Origin of the sequence: Bradyrhizobium sp. SUTN9-2, from assembly GCF_003122645.1 — a bacterium.
GTDB classification, from domain to species: domain Bacteria; phylum Pseudomonadota; class Alphaproteobacteria; order Rhizobiales; family Xanthobacteraceae; genus Bradyrhizobium; species Bradyrhizobium yuanmingense.
Genome location: NZ_LAXE01000001.1, coordinates 7074765 through 7095086, shown reverse-complemented (window position 1 = coordinate 7095086; position 20322 = coordinate 7074765). Strand labels below are relative to the sequence as shown.

Here is a 20322-nt window from a genome sequence, read left to right as displayed (position 1 = left end):
ACGTCTTCACCCAGTACCAGGAGCAGGGGCCTGACTACGTCGCCGCATTGCTCCAGGGCTATGAGGACAAGGTGCCGGAGGGCGTCACCCTCCCGGAGGGCTCGTACTTCAACAGGTACTTCCCGGGCCACGCCATCAAGATGCCGAAGCCGATCAGCGACGGCCAGGTGACCTATGACGACGGCTCGCCGACTACGGTTGCGCAGTACGCCAAGGACGTCACCACCTTCCTGATGTGGACCGCCGAGCCGCACATGGAAGCGCGCAAGCGCCTCGGCTTCCAGGTCTTCGTGTTCCTGATCGTCTTCGCGGGCCTGATGTACTTCACCAAGAAGAAGGTCTGGGCCGCCTCGCACTGAGCGGCGAAAGACGAGAAATGAAAAAGCCCCCGCAAGGGGGCTTTTTGTTGGGCTGTCATTCCGGGGCGCGCGAAAGCGCGAGCCCGGAATCCATTGCGCGGCGGAGATGGTGATGAATGGATTCCGGGCTCGATGCTGAAGCATCGCCCCGGAATGACAAGAGTGTGGATTGCGCCGCGCGCTCCCACCCGCCAAAATACCGCCAACCGATCCCCCAGAAACTCACCGGAGGACACCATGGGAACCAGCATCACCTTCAAGCGCCCGGACGGTAAGGACGCCTCGGGCTATCTCGCCAATGCCGGGCGCGGCAATGCGCCGGGCGTCGTCGTGATCCAGGAATGGTGGGGCCTGTCCGATCAGATCAAGGGCCTGTGCGACCGCTTCGCGCTGGCCGGCTTCGACGCGCTGGCGCCCGATCTCTACAAGGGCAAGGTGGTGCCGTATCACGACACGGACAGCGCCAACAAGGAGATGAACTCGCTCGACTTCATGGACGCCACCACGCAGACCGTGCGCGGCGCCACGCAATATCTGTCGCGCAACGGTGCCAAGGTCGGGCTGACCGGCTTCTGCCTCGGCGGCGCCGTGACCATCATCGGCGCGACCAAGATCCCGGAGCTCGCGGCGGGCGTCGTGTTCTACGGCATCCCGCCCGAGCAGGCGGCCAAGCCCGCCGACGTCAAGATCCCGCTCCAGGCCCATTTCGCCAACAAGGACGATTGGTGCACACCAGAGCTGGTGGGCGGCTTCGAGAAGGCCATGAAGGCCGCCGGCAAGTCGCTGGAGCTGTTCCGCTATGACGCCGAGCACGCCTTCGTCAACGAGCAGCGCCAGGCCGTGCACGACCGCGAAGCCGCCGAGCTCGCCTGGGGCCGAGCGACGGAGTTTTTCAGGAAGCATCTGGGGTAGGAGCGTGAAGGACAAATCTGAAGCCGATGCGCAGTCGAAGCGTGAGGCCTTCAAGGTCCCGGAGGACCATCGCGCTGCCGTTCTTGAGGGGCTCCGCGAGGCCGATCGAGCCGAGTACGCGACCGATGCAGACATGGCCGCGCTTTGGAAGCGGTGCGGCCTCTAGTCCGTAGCCCGGATGGAGCGAAGCGGAATCCGGGGACTTTCCGATTGTGGACGAACCCCGGATTGCGCTGCGCTCCATCCGGGCTACCGCCTTGCCGCACCCTTGACGGCGCCCCCGCGCCATGGTGATTATCCGCCCATGAGCACCGCCGTCCGCCCAGCCCGTCTTTGGTGGCGCACCTCCTGACGAGGTGGCCGGTGCGATTTCTTTTCCCAAAATCGTCTGAGGTCGCCAGCACAGCGCGGCGGCCTGATCGTTTGTCCTGTGTGGCGTTCCCTCGACAAGTTTCGTAAGAGGACGACATGAACAGGACAGTCTTTGCCCTCCCGGCTCGAAGCGACTACGTGACCCGCGCGGGGCTTGCGATCACGCGTGTGGCCGAGCAGTTCACCGGCGGCGCCAACCGGCTCGACGACCTGATCAACCTGCTCGACCGCCGCCGCGGCGTGGTGCTGTCCTCGGGCACGACCGTGCCCGGCCGCTACGAGAGCTTCGATCTCGGCTTCTCCGACCCGCCGCTCAAGCTCGAGACAGTTGGCGTCAATTTCAAGCTGGAAGCGCTGAACGCGCGCGGAGAGGTGCTGATCGCCTTCCTCGGCGATGTCTCGCGCGAACCCTGTGTCGTCATCTCCGAGAGAACGGCGAGCCGCCTTGCCGGCCACATCATCCGCGGTGATGCGCCGGTCGAGGAGGACCAGCGCACGCGGCGTGCCAGCGTGATGTCGCTGGTGCGCGATCTCGTCGCCGCCTTCTCCGCCAGTGATGACGGCCTGCTCGGCCTGTTCGGCGCCTTTGCCTACGACCTCGTCTTTCAGATCGAGGACCTCGTGCAGAAGCGCCCGCGCGAGGCCGACCAGCGAGACATCGTGCTCTACGTGCCCGATCGCCTGCTCGCCTACGACCGTGCCACCGGCCGCGGCGTGGTGCTCTCTTACGATTTCGCCTGGAAGGGCAAGTCGACCGAAGGCCTGCCGCGCGAGACCGCCGACAGCCCCTATCTGAAGACGCCGCGCCAGGGCTTTGCCGATCACGCGCCGGGCGAATATCAGGCCACGGTCGAGACAGCGCGCGCCGCCTTTGCCCGTGGCGATCTGTTCGAGGCCGTGCCGGGCCAGCTGTTCGCCGAGCCCTGCGACCGCTCGCCGGCCGAAGTGTTCCAGCGCCTCTGCGTCATCAACCCGTCGCCCTATGGTGCGCTGATGAATCTCGGCGAGGGCGAGTTTCTCGTCTCGGCTTCGCCCGAAATGTTCGTGCGCTCGGACGGCCGCCGCGTCGAGACCTGCCCGATCTCGGGCACGATCGCGCGCGGCCTTGATGCGATCGGCGATGCCGAGCAGATCCGCCAGCTGCTGAACTCGGAGAAGGACGAGTTCGAGCTCAACATGTGCACCGACGTCGACCGCAACGACAAGGCGCGCGTCTGCGTGCCCGGCACCATCAAGGTCCTGGCGCGCCGCCAGATCGAGACTTACTCAAAGCTGTTCCACACCGTTGACCACGTCGAGGGCATGTTGCGCCCCGGCTTCGATGCGCTCGATGCCTTCCTCACCCACGCCTGGGCTGTCACCGTCACCGGTGCGCCGAAGCTCTGGGCCATGCAATTCGTCGAGGACCACGAGCGCTCGCCGCGGCGCTGGTATGCCGGCGCGATCGGCGCGGTGAATTTCGACGGCAGCATTAACACCGGCCTCACCATCCGCACCATCCGCATGAAGGATGGCCTCGCCGAAGTGCGCGTCGGCGCCACCTGCCTGTTCGATTCAGACCCCGCCGCAGAAGACCGCGAGTGCCAGGTCAAGGCGGCCGCGCTGTTCCAGGCGCTGCGCGGCGATCCGCCGAAGCCGCTCTCGACCTTTGCGCCTGATGCCACCGGCTCGGGCAAGCAGGTGCTGCTGATCGACCATGACGACAGCTTCGTGCACATGCTCGCCGATTATTTCCGCCAGGTCGGCGCCAGCGTCACCGTGGTCCGCTATGTGCATGCGCTCGACATGCTCAAGCAGAAGAGGTGGGACTTGCTGGTGCTGTCGCCCGGCCCCGGGCGCCCTGAGGATTTCGGGATCAAGGCGACGATCGATGCGGCGCTCGAGAGGAAGCTGCCGGTGTTCGGCGTCTGCCTCGGCGTGCAGGCGATCGGCGAATATTTCGGCGGCGAGCTCGGCCAGCTCACCCATCCCGCCCACGGCCGGCCCTCGCGGGTGCAGGTGCGCGGCGGACGGCTGATGCGCAATTTGCCGAACGAGATCGTCATCGGACGCTATCACTCGCTCTATGTCGAGCGCGACAGCATGCCGGAGGTGCTCAGCGTCACCGCCAGCACCGAGGACGGCGTCGCCATGGCGCTGGAGCACAAGACCCTGCCGGTCGCCGGCGTGCAATTCCACCCGGAATCGCTGATGTCGCTCGGCGGCGAGGTGGGGCTACGTATTGTCGAAAACGCGTTCCGGCTGGATGCGCCGGTCAATTGAGAGGCACGAATGACTTTTGACCACGACATCAAGGCCAGCGTCCGCACCATCCCGGATTATCCCAAGCCCGGGATCATGTTCCGCGACATCACCACCCTGCTCGCGGATGCGCGCGCGTTCCGCCGAGCCGTGGACGAGCTCGTCAACCCCTGGGCCGGCAACAAGATCGACAAGGTCGCCGGCATGGAGGCGCGCGGCTTCATCATCGGCGGCGCGGTGGCGCATCAGCTCTCGGCGGGCTTCGTGCCGATCCGCAAGAAGGGCAAGCTGCCGCATACCACGGTGCGCATCGCCTATTCGCTCGAATACGGCATCGACGAGATGGAGATGCATGTCGACGCGGTCGCACCCGGCGAGCGCGTGATCCTGGTCGACGATCTCATCGCCACCGGCGGCACCGCGGAAGGCGCGGTCAAGCTGCTGCGCCAGATCGGCGCCAACGTGGTTGCCGCCTGCTTCATCGTCGACCTGCCCGAGCTCGGCGGCGCCGCCAAGCTGCGCGCCATGGACGTGCCCGTGCGCACGCTGATGTCGTTCGAGGGGCACTGAGCGTCAACGAGGCAGAACAAGCTTCGGGGGTGGTGTGTGGGCCAAGGACGCGGTTCACCTCTCCCCGCTGGGGAGAGGTGAACACCGGGCTTCCCGATCGAATGCTTCACGACCGCTGCAATATCAGGCTGAGCTCGAGCTCCCGGAAGGCGATGTAGTTGCGCCGGGTCCATTGGTGCAGCTCGGTCGAAGAGTCCTTCTCCTGGCGCAGATAGCCGGTGAAGGAGAAATTCAGCCGGTCGATATAGGTCTTGAGGAAACCGGGCAGTGCGGGCAGGCGGAACAGCCGGCCGCCCCCCATCGCCGCGGGCAGCTCGCCGCGGACCACATATTCGTTGTCCACCGTGACCAGGTTCATCCGCGGGATCTGCCCGCGCAGCATCTCGTGGGCGCGGGCCGAGACGCGGTCGGTGTCGGCGACGAACAGGATCATCGGCGCAACGTGGCGCCGCGCCGCCTCCTTCAGAAGGCCGATCTCGTCGGTCATCTTGAAGAACTCGTCGAAGGCGTGGAAGCCGAGGTCGATCACCTTGGCAAGTCCGTCATCGACGATGACGCGGTCCATCAGCTGCATCTTGCCGAAGGTGTCGATCACGTCGGCGGTCTCGGTCACCTTCGGCAGGTAATCGAGCAGCGACGGCTCCTTCAGATTGACGTCGAAGGCCGCGACGTTGCCATTCTTGAGCAGCAGGAATTCGCTCAAAAGCCGCGCCAGCAAGGTCTTGCCGACCTGCGGGCGGGGCGAGCAGATGATGTAGACGGGTGTCGCGGGCATTGCCAGCTATATCAGGCCAACTCACCGCCCAATCCAGCCGTATCAGCCCGGCTTGCGCAACTATTTTTCGCTGTTGCGGGTGGCGGATTTCGAGCCGACGATGTCAGTCAGGCGGATGCGGTCGTATTCGCTCCAGACGTTGGCCAGCCAGTGCCGGACATAACCGCGCAGCACGAAGGAATAGTTCGCGGCCTCGTCGCTGATGCCCTTGTTGGCCACGAATTTCAGGAACGGGACGGAGGACACCTCGACCTGCTCATAGGCCATTTCGTTGAGCTTGGGGATCGTCAGCTCGGTCGCGTCCTTGATGCGGTGGAAGTAGGAATTGTAGGTCGCCTGGTCCCACTGGAAGAACTGGGTGTCGTTGATGAAGTTCTTGACCAGGAAATATTTCGCGCCCCCCATGAAGCCTGCGGTCTCCGCGATCTCCTCCAGCGAGGCGATCGAGGGTCCGAGGATGTGGAACACGGCGAAGGTGATCTGGCCGGCCTTGGCGGCATCGAGGAAGCCGATGTCGCGCAGCGAGGCCAGCGCCGGCGAAAGCAGGCCGGCGCGGACGTCGATCACGGTGACCGAAGGGCTGACAGCGTTGAGCGTGTCGAAGATCTTCATCTGATCGGCCGTCGTCGTCATGTCGACGATCTCGGTGATGTCGGGGTGGAAGCGTTTCAGGGTTCCGCGCGGCGACTCCGTATCGAACGCCCGCGTCGGCACGTTATTGGCCGAGAAATAATCGAGCAGGGTGCGCGATACCGTGGTCTTGCCGACCCCGCCCTTGTCCGCGCCCACCACAACCACTGCCGGCTTTGCCATTGCTGTCCCCTAACGCGCGCCCCCGATCGCGAGGTCGCAATCGGCCGGGCCCCAAATCGATGTCCCAAGTCTGCTGTTGGGCGCGAACATGGCAGAAACAAGGGAGAATTCAATTCCTCGCGCTCCACTTACGGCAATTCCCGAGGATTTTCCCGATTGCCGGGAAACCCGCCACATGAAGTGGCAAATCACGCCGTCAGTGACGGCTCCACGGTCCCATCGGATTGGCTGCCGGGGCTCCTGAGGGACTGGGCGCGGGAACGGGCGGCGGGCTGGCGGGACCGGCCGCATCGCTCCACGGCCCCTGCGAGAGCGGCGGCGGCCCGTCCTGCGCCTCGGCATGTTCGGTCTCGAGTTGTTCCGTCTCTTCGGCGGGGTCCGGCAGCGGTCCCGGATCGCGCCCGCCGGCGAACTTGACCAGCGCGTCGACCCGGGACTGCACGGAAGGGTGGGTCGCGAACAGGTCGGCAAAGCCCTCGCGCGGATTGTCGACGCAGAGCTCCATCACCGCCGAGGTCGCGCCCGGCAGCTCGCCGCGGCCCTCGATCTTGCGCAGCGCCGAGATCATCGCGTCGGGGTCTTTCGTCAGCTCGACCGAACCGGCGTCGGCGAGATATTCGCGTGACCGCGACAGTGCGAGCTTCACCACCTGCGACAGCAGCCAGGCCAGCACGATCAGCACGATGGCGATGATGATGACGATGATCGCGCCGCCGCCGGAGCTCTTGCTGTCGCTCGACGACGAGGACGACCGCGACGACGAGGACGAGCCCGAGGACGAGGAGCCGCCCGAGCTCCAGTTCAGATTCGTGAACAGGCGGAAGAACAATTCGCCGAAGAAGCCGACCACGCCGGCGATGATGACGGCGACCACCATGAGTTGCACATCGCCGTTCTTGATGTGGGTCAGCTCGTGGCCGAGCACCGCCTCGATCTCCTTGTCGTTGAGCGCATCGAGGAGACCCGTGGTGACCGTGATGGAATATTGCCGCGGATTGAGGCCGGTCGCGAACGCGTTTAGCGCCGGGCTCTCCATGATCTTCAGCTTCGGCATGGTGAGGCCGCGCGAGATGCAGAGGTTCTCGAGCAGATTGTAGAGCCGCGGCTGTTCCTGCCGGGTGACGCTGTGGCCGCCGGTCACGGCATCGATCATCGACTGGTGAAAGAAATAGGCGATCACGATCCAGACCGCCGCCACGACCGTTGCAATCGGCGCGGCCTTGAGCAGGTCCGAGAAGGCGTGTCTCAGATAGTACGCGGCGGTCTCACTGTCGTCGATGAACACCTCGGCCACCAGCGCGCCGGCATAGACCAGCACATAGACCAGCGCGAACAGGCCGGCGAGCAGCAGCATCGAACGAAGCTTGTTCGAGGCGATGTGCGTGTAGAGACCATACGCGGCCATGACGCGATGCCCTGCCGGCCTATCGGCTCAAATCAGAACTTCACCTGCGGCACGGTCTCGACCTCGGTGCGGCTGGCGCCGAGATCGAAGAAGTCCTTTTTGGTGAAGCCGAACATGCCCGCGAACAGAGCTGCGGGCAGCTGCTGGATGCCGGTATTGTATTCCTGCACCGCGTTGTTGAAGAAGCGGCGGCTCGCCGCGATCTTGTTTTCGAGGTCGGAGAGCTCGGACGCGAGCTGCTGGAAATTGGCGTTGGCCTTGAGGTCGGGATAGGCCTCCGACAGCGCGATCAGCCGGCCGAGCGCGCCGGAGAGCTGGTTCTCGGCCGCGGACACCTGCGTCGGGCCCTGTGCCGACATCGCCGAATTGCGCGCCTTGATGACGTCGTCGAGCGTGCCGCGCTCGTGCGAGGCGTAGCCCTTCACCGTCTCGACCAGGTTCGGGATCAGGTCGTGACGCTGCTTGAGCTGCACGTCGATGTCGGCAAAGGCCTGGCCGACACGCTGGCTCAGCGCCACCAGGCGGTTGTAGGCGCTGAAAGCGATCAGCGCGAGGACGACGATGACGCCGAGAACGATCCAGCCGGTCGACATGGAGAACTCCTGAAGAGGGAAGAAGGCGGGCGCTAGGGTAGACGAAATTAACGCAGGATGAGAGCCCGGCGCGGAGGGAAGGTAAGACTTGGTCGGATCAGGAACGGCCCGAGTTCAAGGCAGGCACGGCCAGCGAAATTAACTTTCGGACATGACGGCATCGCCCCAGCGCCAGCGCCGGGCCTCGGCATAGGCCGCCTTGTCCCGCCGCGGGACTTTTGCCGGCGCAACCCCAGCCTCCGTGCAAAGCTTGGCCGCGATCTCGGCCTTGCCGACGTCCGGCGGTGCCAGCACGCGCGCGGCGCGGCTCGCGGGCGGGGTGCGGGTCAGGGCGACGTAGATGAAGCGCTCGTCCTCGAACGGAACCTCGGCGCCCTTGATCTGCCGGTGCGCCTGCGACCGGGGCAGGCGCTGGCTGAAATGGCACCAGTCGGGCGCGATGAGCGGGCACGGCCTTTCGTGCGGGCAGGGCGCGGTGACGAAAGCGCCAGCTGCGATCAGCTGCTGGCGCAGGGCGAGGATGCGGGCATAGCCGGCGGGCGTGCCGGGCTCGATCACCACCAGCGCGTGGCGCGCCCTGGCCCACATCGCCTCGGTCAGCTTGCGCTGATCGGCCTCGCTGAGCTCGCCGATGATGTAGCTGGCGATGACGAGATCGGCCTGTGAGACCTCGGCGAGGTTGCCGCCGGCATCGCCGGGCAGATAACGGCACTCCGCGAGGCGCGAGCTGTCGCGTGCGAGCTCGAGCGCGAGCCGGCTGAGCGTCGGGTTGGCATCGAGCAGGGTAAAATCCTGTAGCGAAGGAAAGGCTTCCGCGGCGGCCCAGCTGGCGGTGCCCGGACCGGCGCCGACGTCGAGCAATGTTTCGGGGGCGAGATCAGGCGCGATCTCGGTGAGCGCATTGAGGCTCGCCGCCACCGCCGCGTAGGTCGCGGGCATGCGCGCCAGCGCATACGCGAGCGCATCTGCGTCCGACTTGATCGTGCCGGAGGTGCCGCCGGCGCGATACGTAGTCGATATCTTCTGCGAGCGCCGGGCCGCGTCGCTGCGAGACAAGCCCTGCAGCTTGCCGTCGAGGGCGGCTTTCAGTTCGGCGGGAAGGGTGGGGGAGATCATCAGCAACCCCACGTCATTCCGGGGCTCGCGAAGCGAGAACCCGGAATCCATTTATCTGCAGCGTCGGTCGCACCATGGATTCCGGGTTCGATGCTGCGCATCGCCCCGGAATGACGGTCCAAGATCACGCCACGTTCTGGTCGAGAATGTCCACGGCCTCGGCGAGGCTCACCGACACCAGCTGCGACACGCCGCGCTCGGCCATGGTGACGCCGAACAGGCGGTTCATCCGCGCCATCGTGATCGGGTTGTGCGTGATGATGATGAAGCGCGTGTCCGTCGAGCCGGTCATTTCGTGCAAGAGGTTGCAGTACCGTTCTACGTTGTGGTCGTCGAGCGGCGCGTCGACTTCGTCCAGCACGCAGATCGGCGACGGGTTGGTGAGGAACACCGCGAAGATCAGTGCCATCGCGGTCAGCGCCTGCTCGCCGCCCGAGAGCAGCGACAGCGTCTGCGGCTTCTTGCCCGGCGGCTTGGCGATGATTTCGAGGCCGGCTTCCAAGGGGTCGTCGCTCTCGATCAGGTGCAGCGCGGCTTCGCCGCCGCCGAACAGCTCGACGAACAGGCGCTTGAAGTGGTCGTTGACGACGTCGAACGAGGTCAGCAGCCGCTCGCGAGCTTCCTTGTTGAGGCTCTGGATGCCCTGGCGCAGCCGCTTGATGGCTTCCACAAGGTCGTCGCGCTCGGTGACGAGGCCGGTGTGCTGGGTCTCGACCTCGCGCAGCTCTTCCTCGGCGCGCAGATTGACGGCGCCGAGGCGCTCGCGGTCCCGGCGCATCTTCTCGAGGTCCTCCTCGATCTCGTGCAGCGGCGGCAGTTCGGCGCCGGGCTCGAGCTCGGCAAGGCCGGCGACGGCCTGCGGCTCGACCTCGAGCATGTCGCGGATCTCGCGCTCGATGTCTTCCAGACGGCGGCGGGCGCCTTCCATGCGCTCCTCGGCGCGGGCGGTGGCCTCGCGGGCGCTGGAGAGCGCCTCGAGCGTCAGCTTGGCGACGCGGTCGGTCTCGGCCATTGCGGTTTCCGCGGTGGCAAGTGCGTCGGCGGCCATGCGGCGGTCGTTCTCGGCGTATTCGATCTCGGTGATCAGCGCGCTGCGCTTCTCGGCGAACACGGCCGGGGCGTTTTCGAGCTCGCTGCGCTCGATGGTGAGCTCGGCGATGCGGGCCTGGATGGTGTCGATGTGGGAGGCCGCGCTCTCCTTGCGGTTCTGCCACTCGGTGCGCTCGGCGAGGATCGCCTGCACGCGGCGATCGGCGAGCTCGGCTTCGCGTGCCAGCGCCTGCGCCTCGGCGCGGACCTGGGCGGCCATGCGGCGGCGGCCTTCGATGTCGCTGCGGACGGCCGCGAGCTGGGTTTCGGTGTCCTCGCTTGACGGCAGCTCGCCGATGCCGGCCTGGGCGTATTCGTAGGCGGCCTCGGCTTCGGCGCGATCGGCGGCGAGCCGGCTGTGCGCCTCCGACAGCGTCGCCTTGCGCGCGGCATGGCGGCTGATCTCGCGCTCGGCATTGGCGTGGCGCTCGCGCGCGACGTTGAGCTCGCGCTGGGCGCCGCGCCAGGCTTCGCGGCTGGCGCCTTCGGTGCTGGCCGCCATCTGCAGCTCGGACTCGGCATTCTCCAGCGCCTGGCGCTTGATCTGCGCGTCGATGCGGGCCTGCTCCAGCTCGTTCTCGATGTCGACGAGGCGGGCGCGCTCGGCCAGGCGCCGCGCGGCGCCGGTCGGTGCGTGCGCCGCGGCGACGAAGCCGTCCCAGCGCCAGACGTCGCCCTCGGGCGAGACCAGCCGCTGGCCGGTCTTGAGCTGCGACACCAGCTCGGCGCCGCGCTCGCGCGGGACGACACCGATCTGCGCGAGGCGACGCGCCAGCTCGGCCGGCGCCTGCACATGGTTGGAGAGCGGAACGGCGCCTTCGGGCAGCTCCGGATCGCCCTCGGTGTGTCCGACATTGGTCCAGCGCATCGGCGCCGACGGATCGATCGGGGCGTCGAGATCGTCGCCGAGCGCGGCGCCGATCGCCTTTTCAAAGCCCTTGTCGACCGTGATGCCGTCGATGATCGGCGGCCACAAATTCTTGGTCTCGCCGTTGACGATCTTGGAGATCGTGCGCGCCTCGGTCTCGAGCCGCTGCACGCGCTTGTCGGCCTCGACCAGCGGCGAGCGTGAGGATTCCAGCGTCTGGCGTGCCGCGACATGCGCCGCTTCGCTGGCCTGCGCCGCAGCTTCGGAGGCCGCCAGCGTCTCTTCCGCCGTCTCGACCAGCGCGGTCAGCTCGTCGAGATCGCCGAAGCCGCCGGTTGCTTCGGTGAGCTTCTGCTCTTCCGCCGTGACGTTCGCGATCTCCTGATCGAGCCGGGCGAGCTTGTCGCGATGGGTGCGGACGTTGGCTTCGAGCTGGTTGCGCTTCGCCGTGAGGTCGGCGAGCGCGGTGGTGAGCTCGGCGAAGCGCTGCTCGGTCTCGGTCAGCACCGCCTCGGCCTCGGCAACGCGCTCGTCGACGCCGGAGCGCTTCTCGACGCGCGACTTGATCTCTTCCTTCAGCTCGGCATCTTCGGCGTCGAGCCGCTGCAGCGCGACGTCGGCGTCCATGGTCTGCTGCTGGGCGCGGGAGATGTCGCCCTCGAACTGGGCGAGGCGGCGCTCGAGCTCGGCGACGCGCTCCTTGGCGCGCTCTTCCTCACGGTCGAGCTGCTCGCGGGCATTGGTCAGGCGCTGCAGGCCGGCCGCGGCGCGCGCTTCGGCATCGCGCAGCGCCGGCATCTCGGCGGCGCGGATCGCCTGGATGCGGGCCGCTTCGGCCTGGTGCTGGGTGCGCTCGGCCATCTCGCGCACGGCGAGATCGTGGGTCTGGCCGGATTCGTTGACGTCGGCATGGGCACCGACCCAGCGCAGGTGGAACAGCGTGGCTTCGGCCTTGCGGACCTTGGCGGCGACCTCGCGATAGCGCACGGCCTGGCGAGCCTGCTTCTTCAGGCCTTCCATCTGGCCGGAGAGCTGGCCGATCACATCCTCGACGCGGGTGAGGTTGGTTTCGGCCGCCTTCAGCCGCAGCTCGGCCTCGTGACGGCGGGCGTGCAGGCCGGCGACGCCGGCGGCGTCTTCCAGCACGCGGCGGCGCTGCTCGGGCTTGGCCTGGATGATCTCGCCGATCTTGCCCTGGTGGACGAGGGCGGGCGAACGCGCACCGGTGGCGGCGTCCGCGAACAGGATCTGCACGTCGCGGGCGCGCACGTCGCGGCCGTTGATGCGGTAGACCGAGCCGGCCTCGCGCTCGATGCGGCGGGAGATTTCCAGGATCTGGCTGTCGTTCATCGCCGCCGGCGCGGTGCGGTCGGCATTGTCGATCGTCATCGTCACTTCGGCATGGTTGCGCGCCGGACGATTGCCGGAGCCGGCGAAGATCACCGCATCCATGTCGGCCGCGCGCAGCGACTTGTAGGAGGTCTCGCCCATCGCCCAGCGCAGCGCCTCGACGAGATTGGACTTGCCGCAGCCGTTGGGGCCGACCACGCCGGTCAGGCCGGGCTCGATGACGAAGTCCGTGGGCTCAACGAAGGACTTGAAACCGTGAAGGCGCAGGCGGGTGATTTTCATAAGCACGCATCTCTGTTGGCAGGCGCGAATCCCCCTGCCGGGACAATACCATGGAAGGCAATGTCGCTGTCTGGGTGAGTCGCGCGAGGCGCCTCATGCGGCTGGACAATGGCCGCGGTGCGCCGCGAGGGCAACCGGCGAAAGCCGCTTTTCCCAAGGGATTTATGCCGGGAAAGATACGGCTTTCGAGATGCGAATCAGGATCTTGACGCGCGAATCAGCTCTTCAGCAGCGGGTTGATCTTCTTGGCGAACTCCTCGAACGAGGTGTCGCCCTTGATCTTCTCGCCGTTGATGAAGAAGGTCGGCGTCGAATCCACCTTGAGCACGTCGCTGGCATATTTCTGGTCGGCGGCAATCTTGTCGAGCAGCGCCTGGTCCTTCAGGCAGGCCTCGACCTGCTGCTGGGTGAGGCCGGCCTGCTTGCCGATCCGCGTCAGGGTCTCGGTGGTGTTCTTCATCACCCAGTCATTCTGCTGGCGGAACAGCATGTCGGTGACCGCGAAGTATTTCGGCGCATCGTCCTTTGCGATGCAGCGCGACAGCATCGAGCCGGCGGCGGCTTTGATGTCGAGCGGGAACTCGCGGAAGATGTAACGCACCTTGCCGGTGTCGATGTATTCCGTCTTGATCTTCGGGAACACCTGCTCGTTGAAGGCGGCGCAGTGCGGACACGTCATCGAGGCGTATTCGGTGATGGTGACGGCGGCATCCTTCGGGCCGAGCGCCATGTCGGGCAGCGATACCGGCTTGGCGACATCGGCGGCCGACTGCGCCATTGCTTCAGGGATCATGGCGTCCGAGATGAACCGCAGCGGCGAGAGCCCGGCGAACGCGGCAAGCCCGGTCAGCGACAGCAACGTGGTGAAGGCGCGGCGGGTGATGATCAAGGTCGGCTCCCGGGATTGGCAAGGTTCGCCCGAAGGACGGGTCAAGGTTTCCTGCTCGGACGGCCTGTCGCTAGCTTGAAACGTCGTTTGAGGCAATGGCGGGCGCTACGGACAGGTCCAGTTTGGCCGCGGAATGAGGCTCAATTTCGCTTGATGGCGGCCCCCAGGCGCGCCAGCGCGGTCTTCAGTTCTTCATCTTCGATCTCGGTCAGGTTCTCCGCCACCTTGGCGACGGCCTTGGGGTCGGGTGGGCCGGGCCGCTTCCGGGCCCGCGGCCGCGACAGGGGTGCCTGGCGGAAGGCCAGCTTGCCGACAGCGCTCCAGCCGAAGAAGCGGTTGACCCGCTCCAGGATCACGTCGGCCGAATGCTGGATCTCCAGCGCCATCGGCCCCTCGACCCGCAGCACCAGGGTTGCCGACTCCTGCGGCTGACCCTCCACCGGCCGCGGCCATTGCATCTTGAGCGGCTCGGCATGGGCCGCGATCTCCGGCCCCGCGATCTGCGCCCACCGCGTCACCAGCTCGCGCGCCGCAAAGCCCTGCTTGGCATAGGCCTCGGCAAAGACGTCGTCGAGCAGGATCCCGAGCGGTTTGGCGCTGACGCGGCCGGGCTTGAAGATGGGGCCGGATTTGGACATGAGCCGTCCGTTATGCCGCGGCGCGAGGCCGGATCGCCTTGAGGTCGCGATCGATCTCGCGCCGTCGTTGCATCAGATCATAGTCCATCTGCAGACCCAGGAAAAAGCCCTCCGACAGACCGAAATAGCGGGCGAGCCGCAGGTCAGTGTCGGCGGTGATGTCGCGCTTGCCGAGGACGATCTCGTTGATCCGCCGCGGCGGGACGTGAACGGCCCGCGCCAGCGCGTTCTGGCTCAGCTCCATCGGCTTCAAAAACTCCTCCAGCAGGATCTCGCCGGGATGGGGATTGCGGAGGAACCCGTTCCTAGTGGTAGTCGACGATTTCGACATCTCTCGGTCCTCCTTCATCCCACACAAAACAGATGCGCCACTGATCGTTGATCCGGATCGAGTGCTGACCTTCGCGGTTGGCTTTCAGGGCTCCAGTCGATTGCCCGGAGGAACCTTGAGATCCGCCAACACCCGCGCCTGGTTCAACAAGCGCAGCTTTCGCAAAGCCACATTCTGAATGTCGGGCGGCAGTTTTCGACTTCGCCGACCGGACCAGATCAACTCTGTCTCGGAGTTGGTGAAGCTCTGGATCATGTCTGTGTATAACGCAAGGCGTTATAGGGCGCAACGGTCCGGTCGCGCTGGCCACAGGCGGAATCCTCCTCTAGTAAAGGTGCATGCTCTCCACGACTGCGCGCAAGAAGGAACAGAGTACGGCGTCGTCGGTTCGCCCGCTCGCGCTCCTGCAATGGTACGACCGCCACCGCCGCCGATTGCCGTGGCGCGCCGCGCCGGGCGAGGCGTCCGATCCTTACCGCGTCTGGCTCTCCGAGATCATGCTCCAGCAGACCACCGTGAAGGCGGTCGGCCCTTATTTCGAAAAATTCGTCGCGCGCTGGCCGGATGTCACGGCGCTGGGGCGAGCCTCGCAGGACGACGTGCTGCGGATGTGGGCCGGGCTCGGCTATTACTCGCGCGCACGCAACCTCCATGCCTGCGCCGTGGCGGTGACGCGCGAGCATGGCGGCGTGTTTCCGGATACCGAGGAGGGGCTGCGCGCGCTGCCGGGGATCGGGCCCTACACGGCGGCGGCGATTGCGGCGATCGCGTTCGACCGCCGCACCATGCCGGTCGACGGCAATATCGAGCGCGTGGTGTCGCGGCTGTTCGCGGTCGAGGAGGAGCTGCCACAAGCCAAGCCGCTCATCCAGCAACTCGCCGCGACGCTGCTGGCGGAGTCTCGCGCCGGCGACAGCGCGCAGGCGCTGATGGATCTCGGCGCCTCGATCTGCACGCCGAAGAAGCCGGCCTGCTCGCTGTGTCCGTTCACAGAGGACTGCACGGCACGCGCGCAGGGCACCCAGGAGACGTTCCCGCGCAAGGCACCGAAGAAGAGCGGGACGCTCAGGCGCGGCGCCGCCTTCGTGGTCACGCGCGGTGCCGAATTGCTGGTTCGCTCGCGGCCCGAAAAGGGGTTGCTCGGCGGCATGACGGAGGTGCCGTGCTCGGACTGGCTCGCCGGCCAGGACGATGCAACGGCGAAGCAGCAGGCGCCGCAGCTCAAGGGGCTGTCGCGCTGGCAGCGCAAGGTGGGCGCCGTCACCCACGTCTTCACGCATTTTCCGCTCGAGCTGGTGGTCTACACGGCCAAGGCCGAGGCCCGGGTCCGCGCGCCCGAGGGCATGCGTTGGGTGCCGATCGCGACTCTGGCAGATGAGGCGCTGCCCAACGTCATGCGCAAGGTCATCGCGCATGGATTGGATCTCTAGCATCCATCCTGCTGACAGCAGGCTGTCAGCAGGCTTGCGCTAACAGGGGGCAAAGGAGATCTCGCATGGTCAAGACCGCGCTCGATAACTTCCCAAGGCCCCCCTGCGCCGAGCTGCTCGGCTGGCGCCTGCTCGATGCCCGTCCGGACGAGGGCTGGATCAAGCTCGGCTTCGACGGCAAGCCGGAGTTCTGCAACCCCGCGGGCTTCATCCAGGGCGGCATGCTCTCGGCGATGCTCGACGACACCATGGGTCCGGCGGTGCTGGTGATGAGCGAGGGCCGGCTCTACACCACCACGATCAGCATGACCGTGAATTTTTTGGCACCCGCAAAGCCCGGTCCGATCACCGGCGAAGCCAAGGTCACGCAGCTCGGCAAGACCATCGCCTTCGTCGAAGCCAAGCTGATGGCAGAGGACGGCACCGTGCTGGCGACGGCAAGCGCCAGCGAGCGATTGTTGGAGGCGGCGAGGGTGGTGGGAAAATAGTTCGGCGGTGCGCACTGCTCTTCCTTCTCCCCTTGCGGGAGAAGGTGGCGCGAAGCGCCGGATGAGGGGTTGCCTCAGCGAATTCTACTGCAAAAGATTTACCTGCGGACAGAACCCCTCACCCAAGTGAGTCCGCTTCTACCTGCGTCGCTGCCCTCTCCCGCAAGGGGAGAGGGCGTATTCGCGCACATCTCGCCTTGAGCAAAGAACTCACCCGACCGCGCGCGCGTCCTTGCTCACGATCGGCGGCTTCGCATTCAGCGCCTCGACCTGAAATCCCGCAACGCGCTTGTAGTTCGCGGCGATGTCCTCCAGCTCCTTTTGCGACAGCACGTCGGTGACGACCTTGTACCCGTCAGGCGCGCGCTCCTCGACCAGCTGCATCACCTGCTCGGGACCGTTCTTGCGGTTGAGCAGGACGAGGTCGGTGGTTGCGGGCCGCCGCTCGGCCTCATAGGCGAGCAGTGCCGCCTGCGTCGGACCGTGCGCCAGGATCTCGCGGGTGATGACGCGCGCGTCGAGGATCGCCTGCGAGGCGCCGTTCGAGCCGATCGGGTACATCGGATGCGCGGCATCGCCCATCAGCGTGACGCGGCCGAAGGTCCATTGCGACACCGGATCGCGGTCGACCAGCGGATATTCGTAAGCGTGCGGGCAGTTCCTGATCAGGGCGGGCACGTCGAGCCAGTCGAACTGCCAGCTTTCGAACCAGGGCAGGAACTCATCGAGCCGCGCCGTGCGGTTATAGTCCTCGCGACGCCACTGATAGGTCGGCGGCATGTGGCGCTCCGCGACCCAGTTGATGAGGTGGTTGCCGTCGGCGTCCGCTTCTTTCGAGATCGGATAGCAGACGAATTTCAGGATCTCGTGACCGGCCATGATCATGCTGCGGCCGGTGAGGAAGGCTTTGGCCGGCGTGACGCCGCGCCAGAGGATGCGGCCGTTCCAGATCGGCGGGCCTTCGTTCAGATAGAGCTTTTCTCGTGCGGCGGAATGGATGCCGTCGGCGGCGATCAGGATCGTGCCCTCGTAGGTGCCGGCGGCCTTGCCGGTCGCCCTGTCGACGAAGTCGGCGCGCACGCCGCCCGCCGTCTCGGTCCAGCCGGTCAGATGATGGCTGGTGAGGATGTTGTCGCGGCCGAGCCGCTCGAGCGCGGTGTCGAGCAGGATCTGCTGCAGCGTGCCGCGATGGATCGAGAATTGCGGCCATTTGTAGCCGGCCTCAAGGCCGCGCGGCTCGCTCCAGATCGGCTTGCCGTGCTTGGAGAAATAGGCGAGCTCGCGCGTCCGCACACCGCTGGCGTCCAGCTTGTCCAGCAGGCCGAGCTCGATCAGCTCGCGCACCGCATGCGGCAGCACGTTGATGCCGACCCCGAGCGGCTTCAGTTCCGCGACGCTCTCGAACACTTTCACGGGAACGCCGATTTGATGCAGGCTGAGCGCAAGCGTCAGCCCGCCGATGCCGCCACCGGCGATGAGTACCGTCATGAGAAAACCCCTCCGATGGAGGCGTCTTGGCACAGCTGGGCGGCCGTGGGCAACTGCGAACAGGCCGCCTATGGACGGCGCGGCGGAGGACCGTTAACCTCCGGTTTTCCCCATGAGGTCCGACATGCTCAAGCTCTACTACGCCACCGGCACCTGCGCGCTTGCCACTTACATCACCCTGGAAGAGGCCGGCGCCGACTACACCGCTGAGCGGCTGAGCTTCAAGGACAACCAGCAGAACAGCCCGGACTATCTCGCCATCAACCCAAAGGGCCGGGTGCCGGCGCTGGTCACCGACCGCGGCGTCCTGACCGAGACGCCGGCGATGCTGGCCTATCTCGCGCAGACCTTCCCCAAGGCGAAGCTCGCGCCGCTCGACGATCCCTTCGACTTCGCCCAGGTGCAGTCGTTCAACTCCTATCTCTGCTCGACCGTGCACATCAACCACGCCCACAAGATGCGCGGCGCGCGCTGGGCGACGGAGGAGAGCTCGTTCGCCGACATGAAGGCGATGGTGCCGAAGACCATGGGCGCTTGCTTCAAGCTGATCGAGCAGAAGATGTTTCGGGGACCCTGGGTGATGGGCGATCAGTACACGATCTGCGATCCCTATCTCTATACGCTCTCGACCTGGCTCGAAGGCGACAGCGTCGACATCAATGCGACGCCGAAGATCGCCGATCACTTCAAGCGCATGTCCGATCGCCCCGCGGTGAGCAAGGTGATGGCGGCGCAGAAGGCGTAGGAGCGCAGCTGTTGTGGGGTGGGTTAGCGCAGCGTAACCCACCTCTTCTGTCGCTGCGGAAGCCAAAGTGGTGGGTTACGCCTTCGGCTAACCCACCCTACGAGAGTTGCTACGGGAGTTTGCGCCTGGCTTGCTCCAGCTGCCGCCCCGTCTCCAGCATCAGCCTTCTCAGCCAGATCGAACCGGGGTCCATCTGCGCGCGCGTCGGGTGGAACATGAACTGCTCGTCGATCCCTGGATCGAGCGGCGGCGTCACCGTGACGAGGCCGAGCTGCTGCGACAGCGCGGCGATCAGCCGGCGCGGCACGAAGGCGACGAGATCGGTGCGCGCGGCAACGTGCAAGGCTTCGAGATAGCCCGTCACGACAAGCGAGATATGTCGCTCGACGCCTTTGCTGTGCAGCCAGGTGTCGATGAGATCCTCGGCATTGCCGCGGATGATCACGCCGACATGGCGGGCGGCCAGGAACGCCTCGCGCCGCTTCAGCCTCGATCCGACGGGATGGCCGCGCCGCACCGCCAGCGCGTCGCTGTCGGTGTAGAGCAGCTGGCGATGAAACCCCTTGAAGGCGTTGCCGATCGAGATCACGAGATCGATGGTGCGGGCGAACTCGGCGTGGAAGATCGCAGGTCCCCGCCACGGCACCACGTCGATGCGGACGTTGGGGGCAAGGCGCGTCACTTTCGCCATCAAGGGCGGCATCAACAGCTCGACCGCGAGATCTGGCATCATCAGGCGGAACTGCCGCTCGCTGCGCGCGGCATCGAAGTCATCGGGCACGAACAGCCCGCGGACCTGGTCGAGCGCCTGCGCCAGCGGCGCACGCAGGGCCAGCGCCCGCGGCGTCAGCTCCATCCGTACGCCCGTGCGCACCAGCAGCGGGTCACCGAAGATGTCGCGCAGGCGCTGCAATGCGTGGCTCGTGGCCGGCTGTGACAGGCCAATCCTCAGGGCCGCGCGGCTGACATTGGCTTCGCGGAGCAATGCGTCGAGCGCGGTCAACAGGTTGAGGTCGAGCGTTTTCAAATTCATGAGGTGAATAGATATCATATTTCATATCGATTTGAAGAATGACGTTGGCTCGGCGATGATCTCGGCGTTGTCACCACGAGGAGATGCCGCCATGAACGCGAGCGCCAACAAGAAACTGCTGCAGGATATCTTTGCCGCGGCCGCCAATCCCGATCCCGCCGCGCGCGACCGCGCCCTGTTCAGCGCAAGTCTCGCCGACGACGCCAAATGGGTCGTCACCGGGCAATATTCCTGGTCGCGCACCTTTGCCGGCAAGGAGGCGATCCTCAAGGATCTGCACGGTTATGTCCGCACGCGCTTGCGCGACCGCACGCGTACCGTCGCCCATCGCTTCATCGCCGATGACGACATCGTGGTGGTCGAAGCCAAGGGCGATAACGTCACGCCCGAGGGGGTGCGTTACGACAACGATTATTGTCTGGTCTTTCGTCTGGAGCACGGCAAGATCAAGGAGATCCGCGAGTATTGCGACTCGGTGCTGACCGAGAAGGCGCTCGGCCCGTTTCCGCAAGCTCCCGCGAGGGCAGCGAGCTGA

Annotated in this window: 20 protein-coding genes and 1 pseudogene; 9 read left to right on the top strand and 12 right to left on the bottom strand. The window is 66.1% G+C overall.

Annotation, left to right across the window (positions count from 1 at the left end; genetic code table 11):
• The 5 genes from XF30_RS32885 to XF30_RS32870 form a co-directional block, all read left to right on the top strand.
• Window positions 1-359 (top strand): cytochrome c1 (locus tag XF30_RS32885; protein WP_244609060.1); only part of this gene is annotated, 359 nt, incomplete at its 5' end.
• A gap of 237 nt (window positions 360-596) precedes the next feature.
• Entirely contained in the window at window positions 597-1271 is a 675-nt protein-coding gene (locus tag XF30_RS32880; RefSeq protein ID WP_036006275.1) for a dienelactone hydrolase family protein, read from the top strand.
• 4 nt (window positions 1272-1275) lie between these two features.
• Complete coding sequence (locus tag XF30_RS38325) at window positions 1276-1437, top strand: hypothetical protein (protein ID WP_157784007.1); 162 nt, start codon at window positions 1276-1278, stop codon at window positions 1435-1437.
• Window positions 1438-1739: 302 nt separating this feature from the next.
• Window positions 1740-3905: an anthranilate synthase component I gene (locus XF30_RS32875; protein ID WP_109144998.1), complete on the top strand. Its 2166-nt coding sequence runs from the start codon at window positions 1740-1742 to the stop codon at window positions 3903-3905.
• Window positions 3906-3914: 9 nt separating this feature from the next.
• Window positions 3915-4454 (top strand): adenine phosphoribosyltransferase, encoded by a 540-nt coding sequence (locus XF30_RS32870; protein WP_036024845.1) that lies wholly within the window; start codon window positions 3915-3917, stop codon window positions 4452-4454.
• 106 nt (window positions 4455-4560) lie between these two features.
• Here the strand turns inward: XF30_RS32870 and XF30_RS32865 are convergent, their stop codons facing one another.
• From XF30_RS32865 to XF30_RS32820, 10 genes and pseudogenes are all read right to left on the bottom strand, one after another.
• Window positions 4561-5229 carry a hypothetical protein gene (locus XF30_RS32865; protein ID WP_109144997.1) on the bottom strand — a complete coding sequence of 223 codons (669 nt, stop codon included), beginning with the start codon at window positions 5227-5229 and terminating at the stop codon, window positions 4561-4563.
• Window positions 5230-5289: 60 nt separating this feature from the next.
• Window positions 5290-6042 (bottom strand): P-loop NTPase family protein, encoded by a 753-nt coding sequence (locus XF30_RS32860; RefSeq protein WP_036024846.1) that lies wholly within the window; start codon window positions 6040-6042, stop codon window positions 5290-5292.
• Window positions 6043-6238: 196 nt separating this feature from the next.
• Complete coding sequence (locus tag XF30_RS32855) at window positions 6239-7447, bottom strand: M48 family metallopeptidase (RefSeq protein ID WP_109144996.1); 1209 nt, start codon at window positions 7445-7447, stop codon at window positions 6239-6241.
• A gap of 32 nt (window positions 7448-7479) precedes the next feature.
• Window positions 7480-8040 (bottom strand): LemA family protein, encoded by a 561-nt coding sequence (locus XF30_RS32850; RefSeq protein WP_109144995.1) that lies wholly within the window; start codon window positions 8038-8040, stop codon window positions 7480-7482.
• 138 nt (window positions 8041-8178) lie between these two features.
• Window positions 8179-9156 (bottom strand): small ribosomal subunit Rsm22 family protein, encoded by a 978-nt coding sequence (locus XF30_RS32845; protein WP_192893319.1) that lies wholly within the window; start codon window positions 9154-9156, stop codon window positions 8179-8181.
• Window positions 9157-9280: 124 nt separating this feature from the next.
• On the bottom strand, window positions 9281-12745 hold the full coding sequence (smc, locus tag XF30_RS32840) for a chromosome segregation protein SMC (RefSeq protein WP_109144993.1): 3465 nt from the start codon (window positions 12743-12745) through the stop codon (window positions 9281-9283).
• Between the two features lie 217 nt (window positions 12746-12962).
• Window positions 12963-13634 carry a DsbA family protein gene (locus XF30_RS32835; RefSeq protein WP_109144992.1) on the bottom strand — a complete coding sequence of 224 codons (672 nt, stop codon included), beginning with the start codon at window positions 13632-13634 and terminating at the stop codon, window positions 12963-12965.
• Window positions 13635-13774: 140 nt separating this feature from the next.
• On the bottom strand, window positions 13775-14272 hold the full coding sequence (locus XF30_RS32830) for a DUF721 domain-containing protein (protein WP_109144991.1): 498 nt from the start codon (window positions 14270-14272) through the stop codon (window positions 13775-13777).
• Between the two features lie 10 nt (window positions 14273-14282).
• A complete protein-coding gene (locus XF30_RS32825; protein ID WP_036024868.1) occupies window positions 14283-14603 on the bottom strand; it encodes a HigA family addiction module antitoxin in 321 nt (106 codons plus the stop codon).
• Window positions 14578-14858: pseudogene (locus XF30_RS32820) on the bottom strand (type II toxin-antitoxin system RelE/ParE family toxin). Before XF30_RS32820 ends, XF30_RS32825 begins: the two are co-directional and overlap by 26 nt.
• 83 nt (window positions 14859-14941) lie before the next feature.
• Here XF30_RS32820 and mutY point away from each other — a divergent pair.
• Together mutY and XF30_RS32810 are read left to right on the top strand one after the other, a co-directional pair.
• Window positions 14942-16033 (top strand): A/G-specific adenine glycosylase, encoded by a 1092-nt coding sequence (mutY, locus tag XF30_RS32815; protein ID WP_109144990.1) that lies wholly within the window; start codon window positions 14942-14944, stop codon window positions 16031-16033.
• Window positions 16034-16098: 65 nt separating this feature from the next.
• Complete coding sequence (locus XF30_RS32810; protein ID WP_109144989.1) at window positions 16099-16521, top strand: PaaI family thioesterase; 423 nt, start codon at window positions 16099-16101, stop codon at window positions 16519-16521.
• 210 nt (window positions 16522-16731) lie between these two features.
• Here the strand turns inward: XF30_RS32810 and XF30_RS32805 are convergent, their stop codons facing one another.
• Window positions 16732-18009 (bottom strand): flavin-dependent oxidoreductase, encoded by a 1278-nt coding sequence (locus XF30_RS32805; protein WP_109144988.1) that lies wholly within the window; start codon window positions 18007-18009, stop codon window positions 16732-16734.
• 124 nt (window positions 18010-18133) lie between these two features.
• Here XF30_RS32805 and XF30_RS32800 point away from each other — a divergent pair, with 124 nt between their 5' ends.
• Complete coding sequence (locus XF30_RS32800; protein ID WP_036006329.1) at window positions 18134-18754, top strand: glutathione S-transferase family protein; 621 nt, start codon at window positions 18134-18136, stop codon at window positions 18752-18754.
• 109 nt (window positions 18755-18863) lie between these two features.
• Here XF30_RS32800 and XF30_RS32795 read toward each other — a convergent pair whose 3' ends face one another.
• Window positions 18864-19787 carry a LysR family transcriptional regulator gene (locus XF30_RS32795; RefSeq protein WP_109144987.1) on the bottom strand — a complete coding sequence of 308 codons (924 nt, stop codon included), beginning with the start codon at window positions 19785-19787 and terminating at the stop codon, window positions 18864-18866.
• 91 nt (window positions 19788-19878) lie between these two features.
• Between XF30_RS32795 and XF30_RS32790 the strand changes: the two genes are divergently transcribed.
• Complete coding sequence (locus tag XF30_RS32790; RefSeq protein WP_192893318.1) at window positions 19879-20322, top strand: nuclear transport factor 2 family protein; 444 nt, start codon at window positions 19879-19881, stop codon at window positions 20320-20322.

Bases quoted from the DNA above. Each gene is read 5' to 3' on its own strand.
- XF30_RS32790 (WP_192893318.1), top strand. From the start codon at position 19,879: ATGAACGCGAGCGCCAACAAGAAACTGCTGCAGGATATCTTTGCCGCG.
- XF30_RS32810 (WP_109144989.1), top strand. From the start codon at position 16,099: ATGGTCAAGACCGCGCTCGATAACTTCCCAAGGCCCCCCTGCGCCGAG.
- XF30_RS32875 (WP_109144998.1), top strand. From the start codon at position 1,740: ATGAACAGGACAGTCTTTGCCCTCCCGGCTCGAAGCGACTACGTGACC.
- XF30_RS32860 (WP_036024846.1), bottom strand. From the start codon at position 6,042: ATGGCAAAGCCGGCAGTGGTTGTGGTGGGCGCGGACAAGGGCGGGGTC.
- XF30_RS32795 (WP_109144987.1), bottom strand. From the start codon at position 19,787: ATGAATTTGAAAACGCTCGACCTCAACCTGTTGACCGCGCTCGACGCA.
- XF30_RS32865 (WP_109144997.1), bottom strand. From the start codon at position 5,229: ATGCCCGCGACACCCGTCTACATCATCTGCTCGCCCCGCCCGCAGGTC.
- XF30_RS32830 (WP_109144991.1), bottom strand. From the start codon at position 14,272: ATGTCCAAATCCGGCCCCATCTTCAAGCCCGGCCGCGTCAGCGCCAAA.
- mutY (WP_109144990.1), top strand. From the start codon at position 14,942: ATGCTCTCCACGACTGCGCGCAAGAAGGAACAGAGTACGGCGTCGTCG.
- XF30_RS32825 (WP_036024868.1), bottom strand. From the start codon at position 14,603: ATGTCGAAATCGTCGACTACCACTAGGAACGGGTTCCTCCGCAATCCC.
- XF30_RS32855 (WP_109144996.1), bottom strand. From the start codon at position 7,447: ATGGCCGCGTATGGTCTCTACACGCACATCGCCTCGAACAAGCTTCGT.
- XF30_RS32870 (WP_036024845.1), top strand. From the start codon at position 3,915: ATGACTTTTGACCACGACATCAAGGCCAGCGTCCGCACCATCCCGGAT.
- XF30_RS32880 (WP_036006275.1), top strand. From the start codon at position 597: ATGGGAACCAGCATCACCTTCAAGCGCCCGGACGGTAAGGACGCCTCG.
- smc (WP_109144993.1), bottom strand. From the start codon at position 12,745: ATGAAAATCACCCGCCTGCGCCTTCACGGTTTCAAGTCCTTCGTTGAG.
- XF30_RS32805 (WP_109144988.1), bottom strand. From the start codon at position 18,009: ATGACGGTACTCATCGCCGGTGGCGGCATCGGCGGGCTGACGCTTGCG.
- XF30_RS32845 (WP_192893319.1), bottom strand. From the start codon at position 9,156: ATGATCTCCCCCACCCTTCCCGCCGAACTGAAAGCCGCCCTCGACGGC.
- XF30_RS32850 (WP_109144995.1), bottom strand. From the start codon at position 8,040: ATGTCGACCGGCTGGATCGTTCTCGGCGTCATCGTCGTCCTCGCGCTG.
- XF30_RS32800 (WP_036006329.1), top strand. From the start codon at position 18,134: ATGCTCAAGCTCTACTACGCCACCGGCACCTGCGCGCTTGCCACTTAC.